This window comes from Mesoterricola sp. JemC181 (assembly GCF_055384585.1).
In genome coordinates this window covers 2,676,809-2,693,993 of the sequence record NZ_AP045076.1, presented here as the reverse complement: position 1 = coordinate 2,693,993, position 17,185 = coordinate 2,676,809, and the positions used below count along the sequence as shown (strand labels likewise).

At 72.2% G+C, this 17,185-nt stretch carries 9 protein-coding genes; 6 read left to right on the top strand and 3 right to left on the bottom strand.

What is annotated here, in order from left to right; translation table 11 throughout:
* Nucleotides 1-23: 23 nt before the first annotated feature.
* Nucleotides 24-2,510 carry a ligand-binding sensor domain-containing protein gene (locus ACZ5MC_RS11830; RefSeq protein ID WP_464515905.1) on the bottom strand — a complete coding sequence of 829 codons (2,487 nt, stop codon included), beginning with the start codon at nucleotides 2,508-2,510 and terminating at the stop codon, nucleotides 24-26.
* A 62-nt stretch (nucleotides 2,511-2,572) separates the two neighbouring features.
* Nucleotides 2,573-3,664, bottom strand: a complete 1,092-nt coding sequence (gene mnmA / locus ACZ5MC_RS11825) for a tRNA 2-thiouridine(34) synthase MnmA (RefSeq protein WP_464517784.1) — start codon at nucleotides 3,662-3,664, stop codon at nucleotides 2,573-2,575.
* Between the two features lie 199 nt (nucleotides 3,665-3,863).
* On the opposite strand from mnmA, the gene ACZ5MC_RS11820 reads away from it, so the two are divergent.
* A complete protein-coding gene (locus tag ACZ5MC_RS11820) occupies nucleotides 3,864-6,077 on the top strand; it encodes an LptF/LptG family permease (protein WP_464515904.1) in 2,214 nt (737 codons plus the stop codon).
* A 42-nt stretch (nucleotides 6,078-6,119) separates the two neighbouring features.
* Nucleotides 6,120-8,057 (top strand): LTA synthase family protein, encoded by a 1,938-nt coding sequence (locus ACZ5MC_RS11815; protein WP_464515903.1) that lies wholly within the window; start codon nucleotides 6,120-6,122, stop codon nucleotides 8,055-8,057.
* A gap of 248 nt (nucleotides 8,058-8,305) precedes the next feature.
* Here the strand turns inward: ACZ5MC_RS11815 and rocD are convergent, their stop codons facing one another.
* Nucleotides 8,306-9,520, bottom strand: coding sequence for an ornithine--oxo-acid transaminase (gene rocD / locus ACZ5MC_RS11810; RefSeq protein ID WP_306600626.1), 1,215 nt, complete (start codon nucleotides 9,518-9,520; stop codon nucleotides 8,306-8,308).
* 162 nt (nucleotides 9,521-9,682) lie between these two features.
* On the opposite strand from rocD, the gene ACZ5MC_RS11805 reads away from it, so the two are divergent.
* Genes ACZ5MC_RS11805 through ACZ5MC_RS11790 form a run of 4 tightly spaced genes read left to right on the top strand, consistent with a single transcriptional unit; the run spans nucleotide 9,683 to nucleotide 17,179 of the window.
* On the top strand, nucleotides 9,683-11,017 hold the full coding sequence (locus ACZ5MC_RS11805; protein ID WP_464515902.1) for a protein kinase domain-containing protein: 1,335 nt from the start codon (nucleotides 9,683-9,685) through the stop codon (nucleotides 11,015-11,017).
* A gap of 33 nt (nucleotides 11,018-11,050) precedes the next feature.
* The gene (locus tag ACZ5MC_RS11800; RefSeq protein ID WP_464515901.1) at nucleotides 11,051-11,803 is read left to right on the top strand and encodes a hypothetical protein; all 753 of its coding nucleotides are present in this window, start codon (nucleotides 11,051-11,053) and stop codon (nucleotides 11,801-11,803) included.
* Between the two features lie 7 nt (nucleotides 11,804-11,810).
* Nucleotides 11,811-14,465, top strand: coding sequence for a protein kinase domain-containing protein (locus ACZ5MC_RS11795; RefSeq protein ID WP_464515900.1), 2,655 nt, complete (start codon nucleotides 11,811-11,813; stop codon nucleotides 14,463-14,465).
* The gene (locus ACZ5MC_RS11790) at nucleotides 14,465-17,179 is read left to right on the top strand and encodes a serine/threonine-protein kinase (RefSeq protein ID WP_306600623.1); all 2,715 of its coding nucleotides are present in this window, start codon (nucleotides 14,465-14,467) and stop codon (nucleotides 17,177-17,179) included. The genes ACZ5MC_RS11795 and ACZ5MC_RS11790 overlap by 1 nt, the downstream gene beginning before the upstream one ends.
* Nucleotides 17,180-17,185 lie beyond the last annotated feature (6 nt).

The window sequence follows — 17,185 nt, the reverse complement described above, 5'->3', positions numbered from 1 at the left end:
AGGGTCGTGAAGGTACCAGTCTATCAGGCCCTGTCGCGCTTCTGGAGGAAGTCCGGAAACAGCTCGGAGGCGCATTCGGGGCAGATGCCGTGCGAGAAGCCGACCTCCGCGTGGCTGGAAAGATACTGCTCCAGCTGGTTCCAGTAGCCCCGGTCGTCGCGGATCTTCTTGCAGTGGGCGCAGATGGGGAGGAGGCCGGACAGCTGCTTGACATTGCCCAGGGCCTCGCTCAGCTCGACGTTGCGCTGCCTCAGTTCCCGGGTGCGCATGGCCACCAGGTCCTCCAGCGCAGCGCTGCGGCGGCGCAGGGCGGCGCCACGCACGCGGCCCACGCCCGCCAGGGCCAGCGTCCCCGTGAGCAGAGCCAGGCCGTAGGCCCAGCCCGTCCTCCACCAGGGCGGCGTCACCCGGAAATCCACGCCCGCCGGGGGGCCGAAGGGCCCCTGGGCCAGGGCGGCCCTCACCTCGAACCGGTAGCGCCCCCCGCGCAGGGCGGGAAAGTGCACCCGCCGCCCCTCCAGGTCCCGCCAGGCGTCCTCCAGCCCCAGGAGCCGCGCCTGGAACCGCACGTCCAGCTCGTTGAGGTACCAGGGCGCGGCAACCTGGAAATCCACCGTCGCCTTGTCGTAGGGCAGGGGATCCACCTGGCCGAAAGGGGGCTCCAGGACGCGGTTGCCGTAGGCCAGCTGCATCACGAAGGCCCGGGGCGCCTCCATGGGGGCCGAGGCCCCGGTGCTGTCGAAGCGCATGAGGCCGCCCGACGTGCCCACCCACACGACGCCCTTTTCCACCAGGAGCGCGCTGATCGAACAGTCCTCATTGACCATCCCGTCCCGTCGGCCCACGTGCAGGGCCGGTTCCACCCGGTCCAGGCCCTTGTCGGTGGACACCCAGATCCGCCCGCGCTCGTCCCGGCGCACCCCGTAGACCATGTTGCTGGGCAGGCCCCAACCCTTCGTGCGCCGCTCCAGCACCTGGATGGCGCCGTCCGCGGGACGCACGCGGGCGATTCCCATGGGCTCCTCGTAGTGGATCCATGCGGTGCCGTCGGGAAGCAGGGCCATGCCCCGCACCCGGGAGCCGGCGTTGCCGGCATGGAAGGTCCAGGCGCCGCCGTTCGGCCTTTGCAGCAGCCCCCCGTCGCAGCCGGCCCAGAGCCCGCCCCGGTCGTCCTCATGGATCTCGTAGACCCCCAGCTGATCGCTCCCCGTGAAGGTCCGGGGCACGTCCTCCACGAGCCTGCCGGCCCTGGCGTCGTAGCGGAGCAGGCCCTGGCGCACCCCGCCGACCCACACGACGCCGCGGCTGTCCTCGAAGACGCTGTTGGCGCCGATGCCCAGGTCGCCCAGGGGCGCCACTTCGGCACGGGTCCGCCCGGACCGCAGCCAGAGCGTGGGTCCCCGGGTGTTGACCATCCAGAGCGTGCCGGCGCGGTCGATCGCCATGCCTTTGATGCGCGTGCCCTCCGTGCCGGGGATCGCGGCCGGGCCGGAGGCCTCCATGCGCACCGCCCCGTTGTCGGTGGCGGCGATCATGCGCCCCTGGCTGTCCCGCACGAGGAACCACACCACTTCGCCCGAATCCCCCCGCGTGAGGGGATGGTTCAGGACCCGCCCCCGGCCCAGCATGTGGGCCAGGCCCGGCCCCATCACCCAGAGGGCCCCCTCCCGGTCCCGGAACAGGCCCCTGACCCAGCGGAAGGGCAGGCCCCGCGCGGTGTCCAGGAGCTCGCCGTCGAGCTGCTGGGCCCCGTTCTGGGTGGGGATCCACACCGAGCCGTCCCGGTCGAGGAAGGGTTGCCCGTTGGGGGAGATGCTCGCCTTCAGGCGGCTGGACTCGTCATGGAACCGCGGGTCCTCCGGCCCTTTCATCATCAGCGACGCGCCGCCGCCGGCCCAGACCCGCCCCTTGCCGTCCTCGGCCACCAGCAGGGGCCCCTTGGGCGGCAGCCCTTGGGCGGGGCCCCAGTTCGCCATGGAGCCGTCCTCCCCGAACACCTGGATGCCGTGCTGGCCCGCCACGTAGACCGCTCCCGAGCGCGGGCCCGCCATCAGCCCATAGACGTTGTCCGGCGTCGCCCAGGGCACGGTCTCGAAGGCCAGCCCCTCCTTCTGCCGGATCAGGCCCTTGAAGGTGTAGGCCCAGAGGCGCCCCCGGCGGTCCAGGGCCAGTTCCGCGACGGAGTGGGCGTAGGGCTGGCCATCGAGGGTGATCTTCTCGAAGCGCCCGTTCCTGAAGCGCACCAGTCCACGGAGGGTGCCCACCCAGATGCCGCCGCCGGGGCACGCCAGGAGCTTGCCCACCGAGGCCGAGGGCAGCCCGTCCTCGGCGCTCCACTGGCGGCTCTGCCCGCCGTCGTAGCGGAGCAGCCCGTTCTCCGAGCCCATCCACAGGAACCCGTCCTGGTCCTGGGCCATGCACACGACGGCACCCGAGGACAGGCCCTGGTCCGTCCCCAGCATGACGAAGGGACGCCGCCCGGGCTCCATGGGACCAGCGGATGCCGTCACGGTGCCGGCCCAAGCCAGAAGAACGACCCCTGCCCGAAGAATGCCCGCCATGAAGGGCATTATCACATGGCTTGCGGCTCGATCCAGCCTCCACCCGCCACTTCGTCCGCCACATAGAAGACCGCCGCCTGCCCCGGGGCGATGGCGCGCTGGGGCTCAAGGAACCGGACCCGGGCCCGCCCGCCCCCCAGGGGATGGACCACCGCCTCGGCCTCTTTTCCCCGGGACCGGATGCGCACCCGGCAGGCCAGGGATCCGGCCGGGGCCTCGCCGCACCAGGACACCTCCCTGACCGTGAACCCGGTCTCCAGGAGCCGGTCCTCCTCCCCCACCCACACCGTGTCGGTGGCGGGATCCACCCGGACCACGAACAGCGGCGCGGCGAAGGCGACCCCGATCCCCTTGCGCTGGCCCACCGTGAACCGCCAGGTGCCTCCGTGGGTGCCCAGGACCCGCCCGTCCAGGTGCCGGATGGGGCCGTCCCCCGAACGTGCCGGAGCAAGCCCCTCCTCCTCGATGTAGCGGTCGTAGCGCTCGGGAATGAAACAGATCTCCTGGCTCTCGGCCTTTTCCGCCAGGTGGAGGTCCAGGTCCCGGGCCAGCTGGCGCACCTCGACCTTGGCGAAGCCCGCCAGGGGGAACAGGGTGCGCGCCAGGGTGGCCTGGTCGTGGGTGAACAGGAAGTAGCTCTGGTCCTTGAGCGGGTCCGAGGCCTTCAGGAGGTGGTAGCCCGAGCCGTCCCGGGTGATCCGCGCGTAGTGCCCCGTGGCCACGAAGGCGCAGTCCAGGTCCGAGGCCGCGTCCAGCAGCGCACGGAACTTGAGGTGCTGATTGCACCGGATGCAAGGGCTGGGGGTTTCACCCGCCAGATAGCCCTGCACGAAAGGGTCGATGACGGTCGCCTTGAAGGGCCCTTCCAGGTCCAGCACGTAGTGGGGAAACCCCGTCTGGAAGGCCACCCGCCTGGCGTCCTGAAAATCATCGAGGGTGCAGCACTTGCCCTCCGTCTCGGGCCGGGTGCCGCCCCGGGTCTTGTCGAAGAGCTGCATGGACACGCCCACCACGTCGAAGCCCGCCCGGTGGAGCAGGGCCGCCATCACGGAACTGTCGATGCCGCCCGACATGGCAGCCAGCACCCGGTCGCCCTCCTTCAGGCCCGGATGGGCCCGGATGCAGGCAAGAGCATGGTCCAGCAGAAGGGAAGACTCGCCACCCACGGGGAAGACCCCCTTTCGAACCCCATTGTAGTTGAATTCCAGGGTCAGGTTTCCGCCCGCCGCGGACGGGAACCCCTTCCCTCGGCGGCGGCCGTCGCGGAGAATAGGGGAATCCTTTAGGATTTGGAAACTTCAAGTGCCGTCCACCCTCACCCGCTATCTCCTCCGCCGCTGGCTCGCCCCCTTCCTGGGGGCGCTTCTTTTTTATGGCCTGTTGCTCATTTCCTGGGAGACGGTCGCGCTCTCCAGGGAGATCTTCGCCCAGGGCGCCGCCCTGCGATGGATGGTCCCCCTCCTGCTCCTGTCCCTGCCCGAGACCTTGGGCATGGTGCTCCCCATGGCGGCGGTGCTGGGCGGGCTCCTGGGCACCCAGCAGCTGATGGAGGGTTCCGAGTTGGTGGCGGCCCAGGGGCTCGGGGCGGGGTGCCGCACCTGGCTCGTGCCGTGGGCCATCCTGGGCGCCGGCCTCCTGACGCTGGCCTCCCTGAACGCCCACCTCCTGGTGCCCGGGGCCGCCGGGCTGCAGCGGACCCTCCGCCACCGGATGGCCGAGGAGGCCCTCGCGAAATTCCTGCGGCCGGGCAGCCCCCCGTGGCATCCTCCCGGGTCCCCGGACTCCGCCTTCTGGTTGTCCGGTACCGGCCAGTTCCACCTCATGGAAGTCACGGCCGCCGGCGTCCGGCACCTGACCGCCTCCCGGGTGGCCTACACCCTGGGGAACACGCCCGCCGGCCAGGTGGAGGTCCAATTGCACCTGGAGGACCTGCGGGGTGCCAGCTATCCCGGTTCCGGCGGCGGCCCGGTCCACCTGAAGGAAGCGCAGCACCTCCAGCGGCTCGTGGTGCCCTCCGGTCCACGCATGCTGGCCCCCCTGGCCATGCGCTACGCGCCGTCCGGGGCCCTGGTGCGGGTCTGGCGGGACCCCCGGGCGCCCACCTCCCAGCGCCGGGAATCGGCCGTCGAGCTCACCAGGCGCCTGACCCTTCCCCTGGCGGGGATCGCCCTGCTGCTTCTGGGCATCGGCCTGGGCTTCGGCCATGCGCGCTTCTACCGCGGAGGCGCCCTCGTCAAGAGCCTGGGCGTGATCCTGGTCTACTACCTCCTGATGAAATCCCTGGAGAACCTGGTGCTGGACGGCAAGCTTCCCGCCCTGGGCCCCACGCTCCTCCTGCCCTTCCTCTTCCTGGGGGCCGGCTGGTTCTTCCTCAACCGGCGGCTGTCCCCCCACCGGACCCGCCGGGGTCCCGGCGTCCTCCTCGACCGGCTGGGGAAACGCCTGCGCCTGGCCCCGCTCCAGGCCCGGCTGGCCAAGGCCCGGACGGCCCTGGCCCAGTGGGTCCACCGCCAGGGCAACCGCCGGGGCGTCCTCCGCCACTGGGCCACCCTGGCCTGGTGGCGCAGCTGGGGCATGACCATGGGCAGCCTCCTGGTGCTGGACCTGCTGGTGGAGTTCTCCAGCCTCGCGGGCGATCTCACCCGGAACCACATCCGCCTGGCGGACTTCCTCCTCTACTGGGTGTGGGACCTGCCCCCCTTCCTCGAGGTGGCGCTCCCCGTGTCCTTTCTGCTGGGCACCCTGCTGGTGCTGTCGGAGGGCGGCCTCACCCGCGAATGGCTGGCCATCCGGGCCGGCGGCGTAAGCCTGGTCCAGTGGCTCTGGGCAAGCCGCTACGCCTGGGGTGCCGTGGCCCTGGCCACCTTCCTGCTGCAGGCCGGCCTGGCTCCCCCGGCGCGCACCCGGGCACGGAGCCTGTACCACCAGATCCTCCGGCGCCCGCCGCCCCAGGGCGACACCTCCCCCTGGATGTACCTGGGATCCACGGGCGTCCTGTGGCACCTCTCCCCGGAAGCCCGGTGGGGCTTCCCCCTGAAGCCCCCCTTCGAAGCGCCCGTCCTGCTCCGCTGGAAGCCCGGGCAGGAGCGGGTGGACGCCCTCCCCTGGGGCGGGATGGCCCTGGTGCCCGGCCCCCCCGCCCTCACCCTGTTCCCGGACCGGGCGCTGCTGAAGGCTCCCTCCGCCTCCGAAGCGGCCACCCGGGACCTGGTCGAGTGGCAGCGGTGGGCGCCCGATCCCGAGCGGGCCTACCTCCTGTGGAACCGCCTTCTGGGTTGGGTTTCGGGCCCCCTGCTGGTGATGGCCATGCTCTCCTACGCCCTTCCGGGACCCCGCCAGGGGCGCGGCCAGGCCATCGGTGCCGGCCTGGTGGGCGGGTTGCTGTTCCTGGGGCTCCAGACCCTCTTCGGCGGCGCCGCCCGGGCCTCCGAACTTCCTGCGGCCTGGGGCTTCCTGGCGCCCTGCCTCCTTCTCGCGGGGTTCGGGCTGATGCGGCTCTCCCGGCTCCGGACCTGAACACCCTCCACCCCAACAGACTGGCCTTTTCTGGACATCATGATGCACTCCGCCCCCTCCGCACCGCCCACCCTCCTCCAGACCGCGGGCTCCCGCCTCCGCCCCGCGCTGCTCCTGGCCGGGCTCTACCTGGGCCTGGGCCTGGCGTCCCGGCTGGCCCTGTGGGCCTGCTTCGGCCGCGAGGCCGGCGTGGGGCTGTCCGCCCTGCTATGGATCCTGCCCGCCGGAGGCGCGGCCGACGCGGTGCAGACGCTCTACTTCCTGCTCCCCCTGGTCCTGTACCTCGGGCTGAAGCCCGGCCCCGCCTCCGGGCGGAACGGGCTGCCGCACCTGGCGACCTTCCTGTGCGTCCTGGGCTGGCTCGTGCTCGCGGGGTGCGAGTACTTCTTCTTCGAGGAATTCAACGCCCGCTTCAACCTGGTGTCGGTGAACTACCTCATGTACCCCACGGAGGTGGCCGGGGACATCTGGACGGAATACCCGGTGGTCAAGCTCATCCTGGCCGCCGCCCTGATCGGGGGGTTGGCGGCCTGGTGGTTCCGCGCCGCCTGGGCTTCGGCCCTGGCCGCGCCCGTGGACTTCCGGGCCCGGAGCCGGGTCCTGGCGGTCTACGCCCTCCTCCTGGCCGCCGCCATCCTCTGGGTACCCGCAAACCTCCTGGGCAGGTCCCACAACCGCGTCGCCAATGAACTGGCGGCCAACGGACCCTCCAGCTTCTTCCGTGCCCTGCGCACCAGCGAGATCGACTACCACGCCTACTACGCCACCCGGCCCCCGGCCGAGAACCTCGCGCAGCTCAAGGCGCAGCTGGCCCCCGGAGGCGGCACCTTCACCCGCCTCGCCGAGGGCCGCCTGGACCGCCAGTTCCCGGCCCGCCCCGGAGGCCTGGGCAGGCTGAACGTCGTCCTCATCTCCAGCGAGTCCTTCGGGGCGGAGTTCAGCCGCCTCTACGGCTCGGACCGGGACTGGACGCCCCAGTTCGACCAGTTCGCCAGGAAGGGCCTCTGGTTCCGCCACGTGTACGCCACGGGCACCCGCACCGTCCGGGGCCTGGAAGCCATCACCAACTCCCTGCCGCCCGTGCCAACGGAGGCCATCCTCCGGCGGCCCGGCCACGGGTCCATGGCCACCCTGGGTTCCGTGCTGCGGGGCCTCGGCTACCGGTCGACCTTCATGTATGGAGGCTACGGCTACTTCGACAACATGAACGACTTCTTCTCCAGCAACGGCTACGAGGTGCTGGACCGCACCAACCTGAAGACCACGCCCCGCTTCGAGAACATCTGGGGCGTATCCGACGAGGACCTCTTCGACATGGCCCTGGCCCATGCGGACACGTTGGCGACCGCGAAGGCCCCCTTCTTCCTCCACATCATGAACACCTCGAACCACAAGCCCTTCACCTTCCGGCCCGGGCTCGAAGCCATCGGCGTGAAGGCCCGCAAGGGCGGCCGGGAATCCGGGGTGCGGTACGCGGACTACGCCCAGGGCCAGTTCCTGCGGCAAGCGGAGCGCCATGCCTGGTTCCGGGACACCCTGTTCATCGTCATCGCCGACCACGGGGCGCGGGTGTACGGCCGCCAGGAGATCCCCCTGCGCACCTACGAGATCCCCCTGATGCTCTACTCCCCCGCCCACCTGGCCCCGGGGCGCTCGGACGGGCTCATGTCCCAGATGGATCTTGCGCCGACCCTCATGGGCCTCCTGGGCCTTCCCTACACGGCCCCATGGTTCGGGCAGGACGTCCTCCATACTCCGGAGGCGGGCCGGGTGATGCTCTTCAACCACAACGATCAGGTGGCCCTGATGAAGGACGGGGTGGTGACGACCCTGGGGCTGCACGGAGGGAAGGTTTCGAAAAGCTACGATCCCGCCTCGGACGCCTACCGGCCCCTGCCGGCGGGGGTCAACCTGGATGCGCTGGCGATCGCGTACTACCAGACGGCGTACGAACTCTTCACCGCACGCAAGCTGGACTAGGCCATTCAGACAAACCCAAGGCTCGGGCCAGGCCTTATCCTGCCTTTTCGCGTCAATCCATTTCTTCCCTGTTTCAGCAGGGCCAGCCAGGAATGAACAGGCGCGCAAGCTACCGGCTTTCGCCGACCCATTCCTGTGCTCGCCCTGCTGAAACAGGGATGTGAATCGGATTAATGGGATGGATGGGGATCTTCTTGCCTTGAACTCCCCTTCATCCTTTGTCCAGGAAGCCTCGTGCTGGCCGACACCTAGCCCAGCACCGCCTCCAGCTGGTCCACGGCCCAGTCGATCTGGTCCTTCGTGATCACCAGGGGCGGCGCCAGGCGGATGGTGTCCACGTGGGTGTCCTTGCAGAGCATGCCGCGGTCCTTGAGCAGGTAGCAGTATTTGCGGGCCCCGCCGGCCTCGGGCTTGAGCTGCACGCCGGCCCAGAGGCCGATGACGCGCACCTCGGCGAGCTTGTCCGTGCGCATCGTCTCCAGGCGATGGCGCAGGTGGGCGCCCAGTTCCGCGGCGTTCTCCACCAGCCTCTCGTCCACCAGGACGTCCAGGGCGGCGCTGGCCACGGCGCAGGCCAGGGGGTTGCCGCCGTAGGTGGAGCCGTGGATGCCGGGGGTGAAGACCTCCATCACCTCCCCGGTGGCCAGGAAGGCGCTCACGGGATAGAAGCCGCCGCTGAGCGCCTTGCCGATGGTCACGCCGTCGGGGCGGATGCCCTCGTGCTCGAACGCGAAGAGCTTGCCCGTGCGCCCCAGTCCGGACTGGATCTCGTCCAGCACCAGCAGGCAGCGGTTCCGGTCGGCCAGCTCGCGCAGGCCCCGCAGGAACCCCGCCGGGGGGATGATGACGCCGCCCTCGCCCTGGATGGGCTCCATGAAGATGGCGCAGGTGTTGGGCGTGATGGCCTCGCGCACGGCCTGGAGGTCGCCGTAGGGGACGATGCGGAACCCGGGGGTGAAGGGCCCGAAGCGGCTGGTGGAATCGGGGTCGGTGGAAAAGCCGACGATGGTGGTGGTGCGGCCGTGGAAGTTGCCGTCGGCCACGATGATCTCCGCCTTGGGATACTCGATGCCCTTGCGGTCGTAGCCCCACTTGCGCATGGCCTTGAGCGCGGTCTCCACCGCCTCGGCGCCGCTGTTCATGAGGAGGGCCTTGTCGAAGCCCGTGAGCCGGCACAGCTTCTCCAGCAGGGGCGGGAACTGGTCGTTGCGGAAGGCGCGGCTGGTCAGGGAGAGGCGGCGCACCTGGCGGATCATGGCCTCGGCGATGCGGGGGTGGTTGTGGCCCTGGTTCACGGCGCTGTACGCGGCCAGGAAATCCATGTAGTCCTTGCCGTCCACGTCGGTGAGGAAGACCCCGCGGCCCTGGGTGCAGACCACGTCCAGGGGATGGTAGTTGTGGGCGCCGAAGCGGTTCTCCTGGTCGATGAAGGCAGCCGCTGCTGGGGTGACATCCAGGGTCATGGAAACCTCCTCCGGAAAAGGACTGCGGACACTATCGCACACCGGCGCAAAAAACCGGCATGCGGGAACGGGACGCCGGGTCCATGTTGGCGTTTTCATCAACCATGAGAACCATTCTCAACGACCGGGAAGTGAATTATCCTGTCCGCGAGACAGCCCGACATGAATCTTCCGCAAGGCACCCAACTCGGTCCCTATGAGGTTCTCAACCCGCTCGGGAGGGGCGGGCAGGTCTATCGTGCCCGGGACGCGCGCCAGGGCCGTCTGGTGGTGGTCCGGATCCTGCCTGAGCACCTGGCCGGGGACCCCCGCGCCCGGGTCCGGTTCGAGCAGGAGGCCCAGGCCATCGCGGCGCTCGGCCACCCGAACCTCCCGGGTTTCCAGGAACGCGATACCCGGGGGGACCCGCCCTACGGGGTGATGGAGCTGCTGGACGGGGAAGCCCTCCAGGCCCGCCTGGAGCAGGGGGCGCTGGCCCCGCGCCTGGCCGTGGAACTGGCCATCCAGCTGGCCCAGGGCCTCGCCGCCGCCCACGAGCGGGGCGTCATCCACCGCGGCCTCGCCCCGGCCAGGCTTTGGCTCGGAAGGGACGGCCGGCTCAGGATCCTGGACTTCGGACTGGCCCGCCGGACGCCGCCGGACGAGGCTCCAGCCCTCCTCGAGCCGGACGCGGACCTCGCCTACCTGAGCCCGGAGCAGGCGCGGGGCGGCAAGGTGGACGCCCGCACCGACATCTTCAGCTTCGGCGCGGTGTTCTACGAGATGCTCACGGGCCGCAAGGCCTTCGCGCGGGCCTCCGCCGCCGCGACCCTGGCCGCGGTCCTCCAGGAGGAACCCGGGGAACCGGAGCGCCCCATCCCGCCCGCCCTGCGCCGGATCCTCGACCACTGCCTGGAGAAGGAGCCCGCCCGGCGGTTCCGTGACGCCCAGGACCTGGCCTTCGCCCTGGGAAACCTCTCCCTGGGCCCTTCCACCCTCGCCGCGCCGCTTGCCCCGGGGAACCGGCGCAGGACCGTCCTCTGGGCCGCCGCCGGGCTCCTGCTGGCGCTGGGGGCCCTCGGCCTGGGCCTGGGGAACCGGCGCCCCAGGGCGCCGGTCTTCCACCGCCTCACCTTCGCGGCGGGCACGGTGGAGACGGCGCGGTTCGGGGCCGACGGTCGGACCGTGTACTTCAGCATGCGCGTGGCCGGAGGACCGCCAGAGATCTTCGTGCTGGACCCCCGCAGCACCGAGCCCAAGGCCCTGGGCCTTTCCGATGCCCTGCTCCTGGACGTCTCGCCGGCGGATGAGCTCGCCCTGATCCAGGAACCCCGGTTCGCCGGCGGAACCCGGCAGCGGGGCACCCTCATCCGGGTTCCCGGGGGCGGCGGGGCGCCCCGGGTGGTGCGGGAGAACGTGGCCGAGGCCCGGTGGGACGGGGCAGGGCTCGCCACCGTGGCCCCGGCCGGCGCCCAGGACCGTCTCGAATTCCCCGAGGGCCGGGTGGCGGAGACCTGAGATGGAGCCACCCGGACCCTCGGCGCGATCGCCTTGTCCCGGGACCGCAACCTGCTGGCCTGCCTGGACTCGGATGCCAGCCGGGCCACCACCGAGGTCGCGGTGCACGATCGGCAGGGCGGCCGCAAGGTCCTCTTCACCAAGGTCCGGGAGACGGACGGCAGCAGCCTGACCGGCCTGGCCTGGGGACCGGGCGGGGACCTGTGGGTTTCCGACCGGGAAGCGGACCAGACGGTGCTCTGGGCCCTGTCACCCGGGGGCGGACGGCGGGTGCTCATGCGCAGCCAGGGCAACCTCCAACTGCTGGACGTCGCCTCGGACGGCAGGGCCCTCCTGGCCCAGCAGACCGTGCGCCAGGGCGTCCTGGCGCTGCGGCCCGGCGACGACCGGGCGCGGGACCTCCCCCTCCGGGCCCGGACCCGGCTGCGGGGGATCGGCCCCGACGGGAGCCCGCTGCTCCTGGACGGGGACCCGGGGCGGGGCCCGGACCTGGGCATGGGGCAGGGCGCCCTCCCCGGCCTGCGCTCCGGGGAGGGGGTGGTGGGCTGGAGCGAGGATGGCGGTTCGGCCTTCGTGCGTTCGGATCCGACCCGCCTGCCCGTGACCGTCACGCGCCTGAAGCCGGCCACCGCGCAGCGGAAGGTCCTCGCCTCCCTCTCCCCCCAGGATCCGGCCGGGTTCCTGGAATGCCGGGAGGTCTTCGTGGCGGAGGGCGGCCGGGCCCTTGCGCTCGCCTACCGGAAGGAGCTCAGCGACCTCTACCGGGTGGAGGGCCTTGCCCCGTGAGGGACCCATGGATCTGACCCGCGGCGCCCGACTGGGCCCCTACGAAATCATCAGCCCCCTGGGCGCCGGGGGCATGGGCGAAGTCTTCAAGGCCCGGGACACCCGCCTGGACCGCTACGTGGCCATCAAGGTCCTGCCGGAGCACCTGGCCGGCGACGCCCGGGCCCTGGCGCGGTTCGAGCGCGAGGCCAAGGCCGTGGCGGCGCTCAACCATCCCAACATCCTGGGCATCTACGACTTCGCCAACGAGGGGGAGCTCCGCTTCGTGGTGATGGAACTCCTGGAAGGGGAATCCCTCCACGCGCGCCTGGCCAAGGGTCCGCTTTCCGCGCGCCTGGCCACGGACCTGGCCATCCAGCTGGCCCAGGGCCTCGCCGCAGCCCACGAGAAGGGGGTCATCCACCGGGACCTCACCCCCGCCAACCTCTGGGTCACCCGGGACGGCCGCCTGAAGATCCTGGACTTCGGCCTGGCCCGCCAGACCCGCCGGGACGAGGGCCCCTCCATCACCCACCAGGGCGCGGTCCTGGGTACACCGGGCTACATGAGCCCCGAGCAGGTGCGGGGCGAGGAGGTGGATGCCCGCACGGACATCTTCAGCTTCGGCGCGGTGTTCTTCGAGATGCTCACGGGACGGCGGGCCTTCGTGCGATCCACCTCCGCCGACACCCTGGCCGCCATCCTCCAGGAGGAGCCCGAACCCGGGGACCGCCCCCTCTCGCCCGCCCTGCGCCGCATCCTGGACCACTGCCTGGAGAAGGTGCCCGCCCGCCGGTTCCACGACGCCCAGAACCTCGCCTTCGCCCTGGAGAACCTGTCCGTGGCCTCCACGGAACCCATGGCGGCCGCCCGCCGCCCCTTTCCCTGGCGCCCGGCCGCCCTGGCCCTGGGCCTCCTCCTGGCCGGCGCCGCCGGCCTCTGGGGCCTGCGCGGCAGGTCCCAGACCCCCCCCTCCTTCCAGCGCCTCACCTTCGAAGCGGGCACCCTCGAAGCGGCCCGTTTCGGTTCGGACGGGAAGACCGTCTACTTCTCCATGCGGGTCGGGGGCGCGCCGCCCGAGCTCTACGTGTGCGACCCGCGCAGCACCGAACCCAAGGCCCTGGGCATTCCCGACGCCATGCTCCTGGGGGTCTCGCCCACGGACGAACTGGCCGTCCTGAAGCACCCCCGCCAGCTCCTGGAGGGCATGTTCCTCGGCACCCTGACCCAGGTTCCGGGGGGCGGCGGCGCGCAGCGCGCCCTGCGGGAGGGGATCGTGGAGGCCGTGTGGGACGGGGCGGGCCTGGCCACCCTGTCCACGGTCGAGGGCCTGCTGCAGTTCCAGCTGGAATTCCCCGTGGGGAGGCACCTGGCCACCTTCAACGATCCCCCCCGGTCCATCCGCCACCTCGCCCTTTCCCGGGACGGCAACCTGCTGGCTTGCGTGGACGGGGACTTCGCCCGGTCCGTTTCGGACATCTGCGTGTTCGACCGGAAGGGGGCGCGCCGGGTCCTCTACACGAAGGCCGAGGACAACCAGGGCATCACCATCACCGGCCTGGCCTGGGGCCCCGGCCGCGAGCTCTGGGGTTCCGAGCTCCAGGGGGACCAGACGCTGCTCTGGGCGCTCCCCCCGGGGGGAACCCGGCGCATCCTGTGGCGCAGCCAGGGCAACCTCCAGCTCCTGGACGTCTCCCCGGAAGGCCGCGCCCTCCTGGCCGTCCAGACCGTTCGCCGGGGGGCCTTCGCCCTGAAGCCGGGCGCGGCCGGCGCCCCGCGGGAGCTCTCCCTCCAGGGGCGCACCCAGGTGCGGGGCATCAGCGCCGACGGCCGGCAGGTGCTCCTGTCGGAGTCCCCCATCATGGACGGCGGCACGGTGGATGACCGGACCTACCTCCGCTCCCCGGAAGGGGGCCCGCCCCTGGCCCTGGGCATCGGCTTCGGGGACTCCCTCTCCCGGGACGGGCGCTGGGTGAACATGGTGCTGGGGCCGCAGCCGGCCCGGAAGCTGGATCCGGCCTGGGCCCGGGCCCTGGAGGAGGCGGGCCTCGCCCGCGGGGACCTGGAGGACCCCCGGGCGCGTTCGCGCTACCTCCTCTTCGTGCCCACGGGGCTCGGCCGACCTTTCGCCATTCCCATCCCCAGGGCCTACGACCCCATCGGCGGCAGCGCCTACCTCCTGCCGGACGGCCAACGGGCGGTGGCCCACCTCCAGCACGGCGAACGGGCCGGGTGGGTCCTCCTGGACCGGCGGGGCGCGCCGCCGGTCCCCCTGGCGCCCGAGGGCAACTGGGCCAATTTCGCCACCCTGTATCCCCTTTCCTCCGACGGTACCCGGTTCATCCTTTCCCAGGACGGGAACGCCTGGTTCATCGCGAATCTGGCGGGAGGCCCCCTCGTGCCCATCCGGGGCGTGCTCCCCGGCGAGCGGGTGGCGGCCTGGAGCGCGGAGGGCAACGCCGTCTTCGTGCGCACCGGCTTCGCCCAGACGCCCGTGAACGTCAGCCGCCTGGACCTGGCCACCGCCGCCCGCAGGCCGGTGCTGAGCTTCAACATTCCGGATCCCGCGGGCTACATGGGCTGTCCGGAAGTCGTCCTGTCGCCCGATGCCCGTTCCTTCGCCCTGTCGTACCGCAAGGCGCTCACCGAGCTCTACCTGGTCGACGGCCTGGCCTCGCCCTGATGTTCCTCGCCCCCGGCACCCGCCTCGGCCCCTACGAGATCCTCACCCCCCTGGGTTCGGGGGGCATGGGGGAGGTCTACAAGGCCCGGGATCCCCGCCTGGGCCGCTTCGTGGCCATCAAGCTCCTCCTGGACCCGCGGGAGCGCAGCCCCGAGGCCCTGGCGCGCTTCGAGCGGGAGGCCCGGGCCGCCGCCGCGCTCAACCACCCGAACATCCTGCGCATCTACGAGTTCGACACCCGGGGCGAGTTCGCCTATCTCGTCACGGAGCTCCTGGAAGGCGAATCCCTGCTCCATCGCCTGGAAGCCGGCCCCGTCCCCCTGCGCCGGGCGGTGGAGCTGGGGGCGCAGATGGCCCGCGGGCTCGCCGCGGCCCACGAGAAGGGCCTGGTGCACCGGGACCTCAAGCCGAGCAACCTGTGGATCACCACCGAAGGCGTCCTCAAGATCCTGGACTTCGGCCTGGCCCGGCAGGTGCCCCGCCGGAGCGCGAGCCCGCTCCAGGGCCTGTTCTCCTCCATGTCCCGCTCCGGCACCCCGCCCCCGCCCATCACGCGGGAAGGCACGGTCCTGGGCACCCTCGGCTACATGAGCCCCGAGCAGGTGCGGGGAGAGAAGGTGGACCCCCGCAGCGACATCTTCAGCCTGGGGGCCGTGCTGTTCGAGGTGTTCACCGGCCGCCGGGCCTTCGCCCGGACCACCCCCGCCGAGACCCTGGCGGCGATCCTGAGGGAGCGGACCACCGAGGTCTCCCCGGGCCTGGAGCAACTGCCCCCGGCGCTCCGGCGGATCCTGGCCCACTGCCTGGAAAAGGCGCCCTCCCGGCGCTTCCGCAGCGCCGAGGACATCGCCTTCGCCCTGGAGGACGCCTCCTTCGCCGCGGAGGAGCCGCTCTTCCCGGGCCCGGAGGCCCGGCATCGGCTTCGCCGCCTGGCCGGGCCCGGGGCAGGGGCCCTCCTGGGCCTGGGCCTCATCGCCTGGGCCCTCGGCGGACGGCCCGCCCCTGCGCCCGTGTTCAGGCAGCTCGATCTGCCGCCCGGCGCCATCGAAGCGGCCCGGTTCGGGGCCGATGGGCGCACGATCTTCTACTCCCAGCGGATGGCCGGTGGCCGGCCGGAGATCTTCGCGCTGGATCCGGGGAGCGCCGCGCCTCGTCCCCTGGGACTCCAGGACGCCCTCCTGGCCGGCGTCTCGCCACGGGACGAGCTGGCCTGCATCCAGGGCCCCCTGTCCACGAGGGGCCCGGCCTTCACGGGCACCCTGGTCGTGCGCTCCGCAGCCGGCGGCATCCCCCGGGACGTGCGCCACGAGGTCGCCGAAGCCGCGTGGGACGGCCGGGAGCTGGCGACCCTCGGCCTGACCCCCGGCGGCACCCTCCGCCTGGACTTCCCCGAAGGCCGGTCCCTCGTCGCGTGCGACAGCAACGCCCGGACCCTGGCCCACCTCGCCCTGGACCGGGACGGCGGACACCTGGCCCTGGTGGATGGGGACCCCGCGCGGGGCCGGGCCGAGGTGGCCGTCTTCGACCGGGAGGGCCGCCGCAGGACCCTGCTGGCCAAGGGCGGGGACGGCGCGGGGGGCGGCATCACCGGCCTGGCCTGGGGGGACGGGGTGCTCTGGGGATCCGAACGGGACGGGGACCAGACGGAGGTGTGGACCCTCGGCCTCCAGGGCCGCAAGCGCACCGTGTGGCGCGGGCCGGGGGAGCTGCGCCTCCTGGACGTGGGTCCCGGCGGACGGCTTCTCCTGGCCCAGGAGCACGCGCGGCGCTCCGTGCATGCCCTGGACCTGGACGGCGGCCCCCCCCGGGACCTGTCCATCCAGGGGAACACCCAGGTCCAGGGGTTCGGCGGCCGGAACCTGCTCCTGCTGGAATCCCCGGGGCTGGGCGGCGGCACCCGCCAGGACCGGCTCTACCTGCGGGGCGCCGGCGGAGGCCCGGCCCTGGCCCTGGGCCCCGGCCGGGCCTCCGCCCTGTCCGCGGACGGCGGCTGGGTGCAGGTGGACACCCGCGCCCTGGGGCCCGGCACCCTCGACCCCGCCTGGACCGAGGCCTACACGTCGGCGGGCCTTCCCGCCAAGGACCAGGGGGATCCCGAGGCCCGCGCGACGTGCCTCCTGTTCGTGCCCACCGGCCTAGGCCGTCCCTTCGCCATCCCGGTCCCCGAGGGTTTCGCCTCCACCGGCCAGGGCGCCCTGCTGCTCCCGGACGGCCGGCGGATCCTGGCCCATCTGGCCTGGGGGGACCCTTCGGGCTGGGTCCTGTTGGACCGCGGCGGGGGCCCGCCCACCATCCTGACCCCCGCGGGCCTGGGCGGCGCCTTCCCCGGCGGACCCCAGGTCTCCCCGGACGGCACCCGCTTCCTGGTATCAGGCAACGGCCTGGACTGGTTCATCCTGCCCCTGGCGGGGGGCGAACCCCGGCCCATCCCGGGCCTTGCGCGGGGCGAGCGGCCCGTGGCCTGGGCCGCCGACGGCCGGTCCCTGATCGCCCGCGGAGGCGACCCGGCTCCGGGGGTGCCCGTCTTCCGCCTGGACCTGACGCGCGGGCGGCGCACCCCCCTGGCGACCTTCACCCCGCCCGGCCCCGCGGGCCATCTCCAGTGCCGGGCCCTCCTGGCCGAACCCGGGGGCAGGACCTTGGCCATCGGCTGCGAGAGCCGGCTCACCGACCTCTACGTGGTGGAGAACCTCAGGGCGCCAGGATGGCGCTGACCCCCT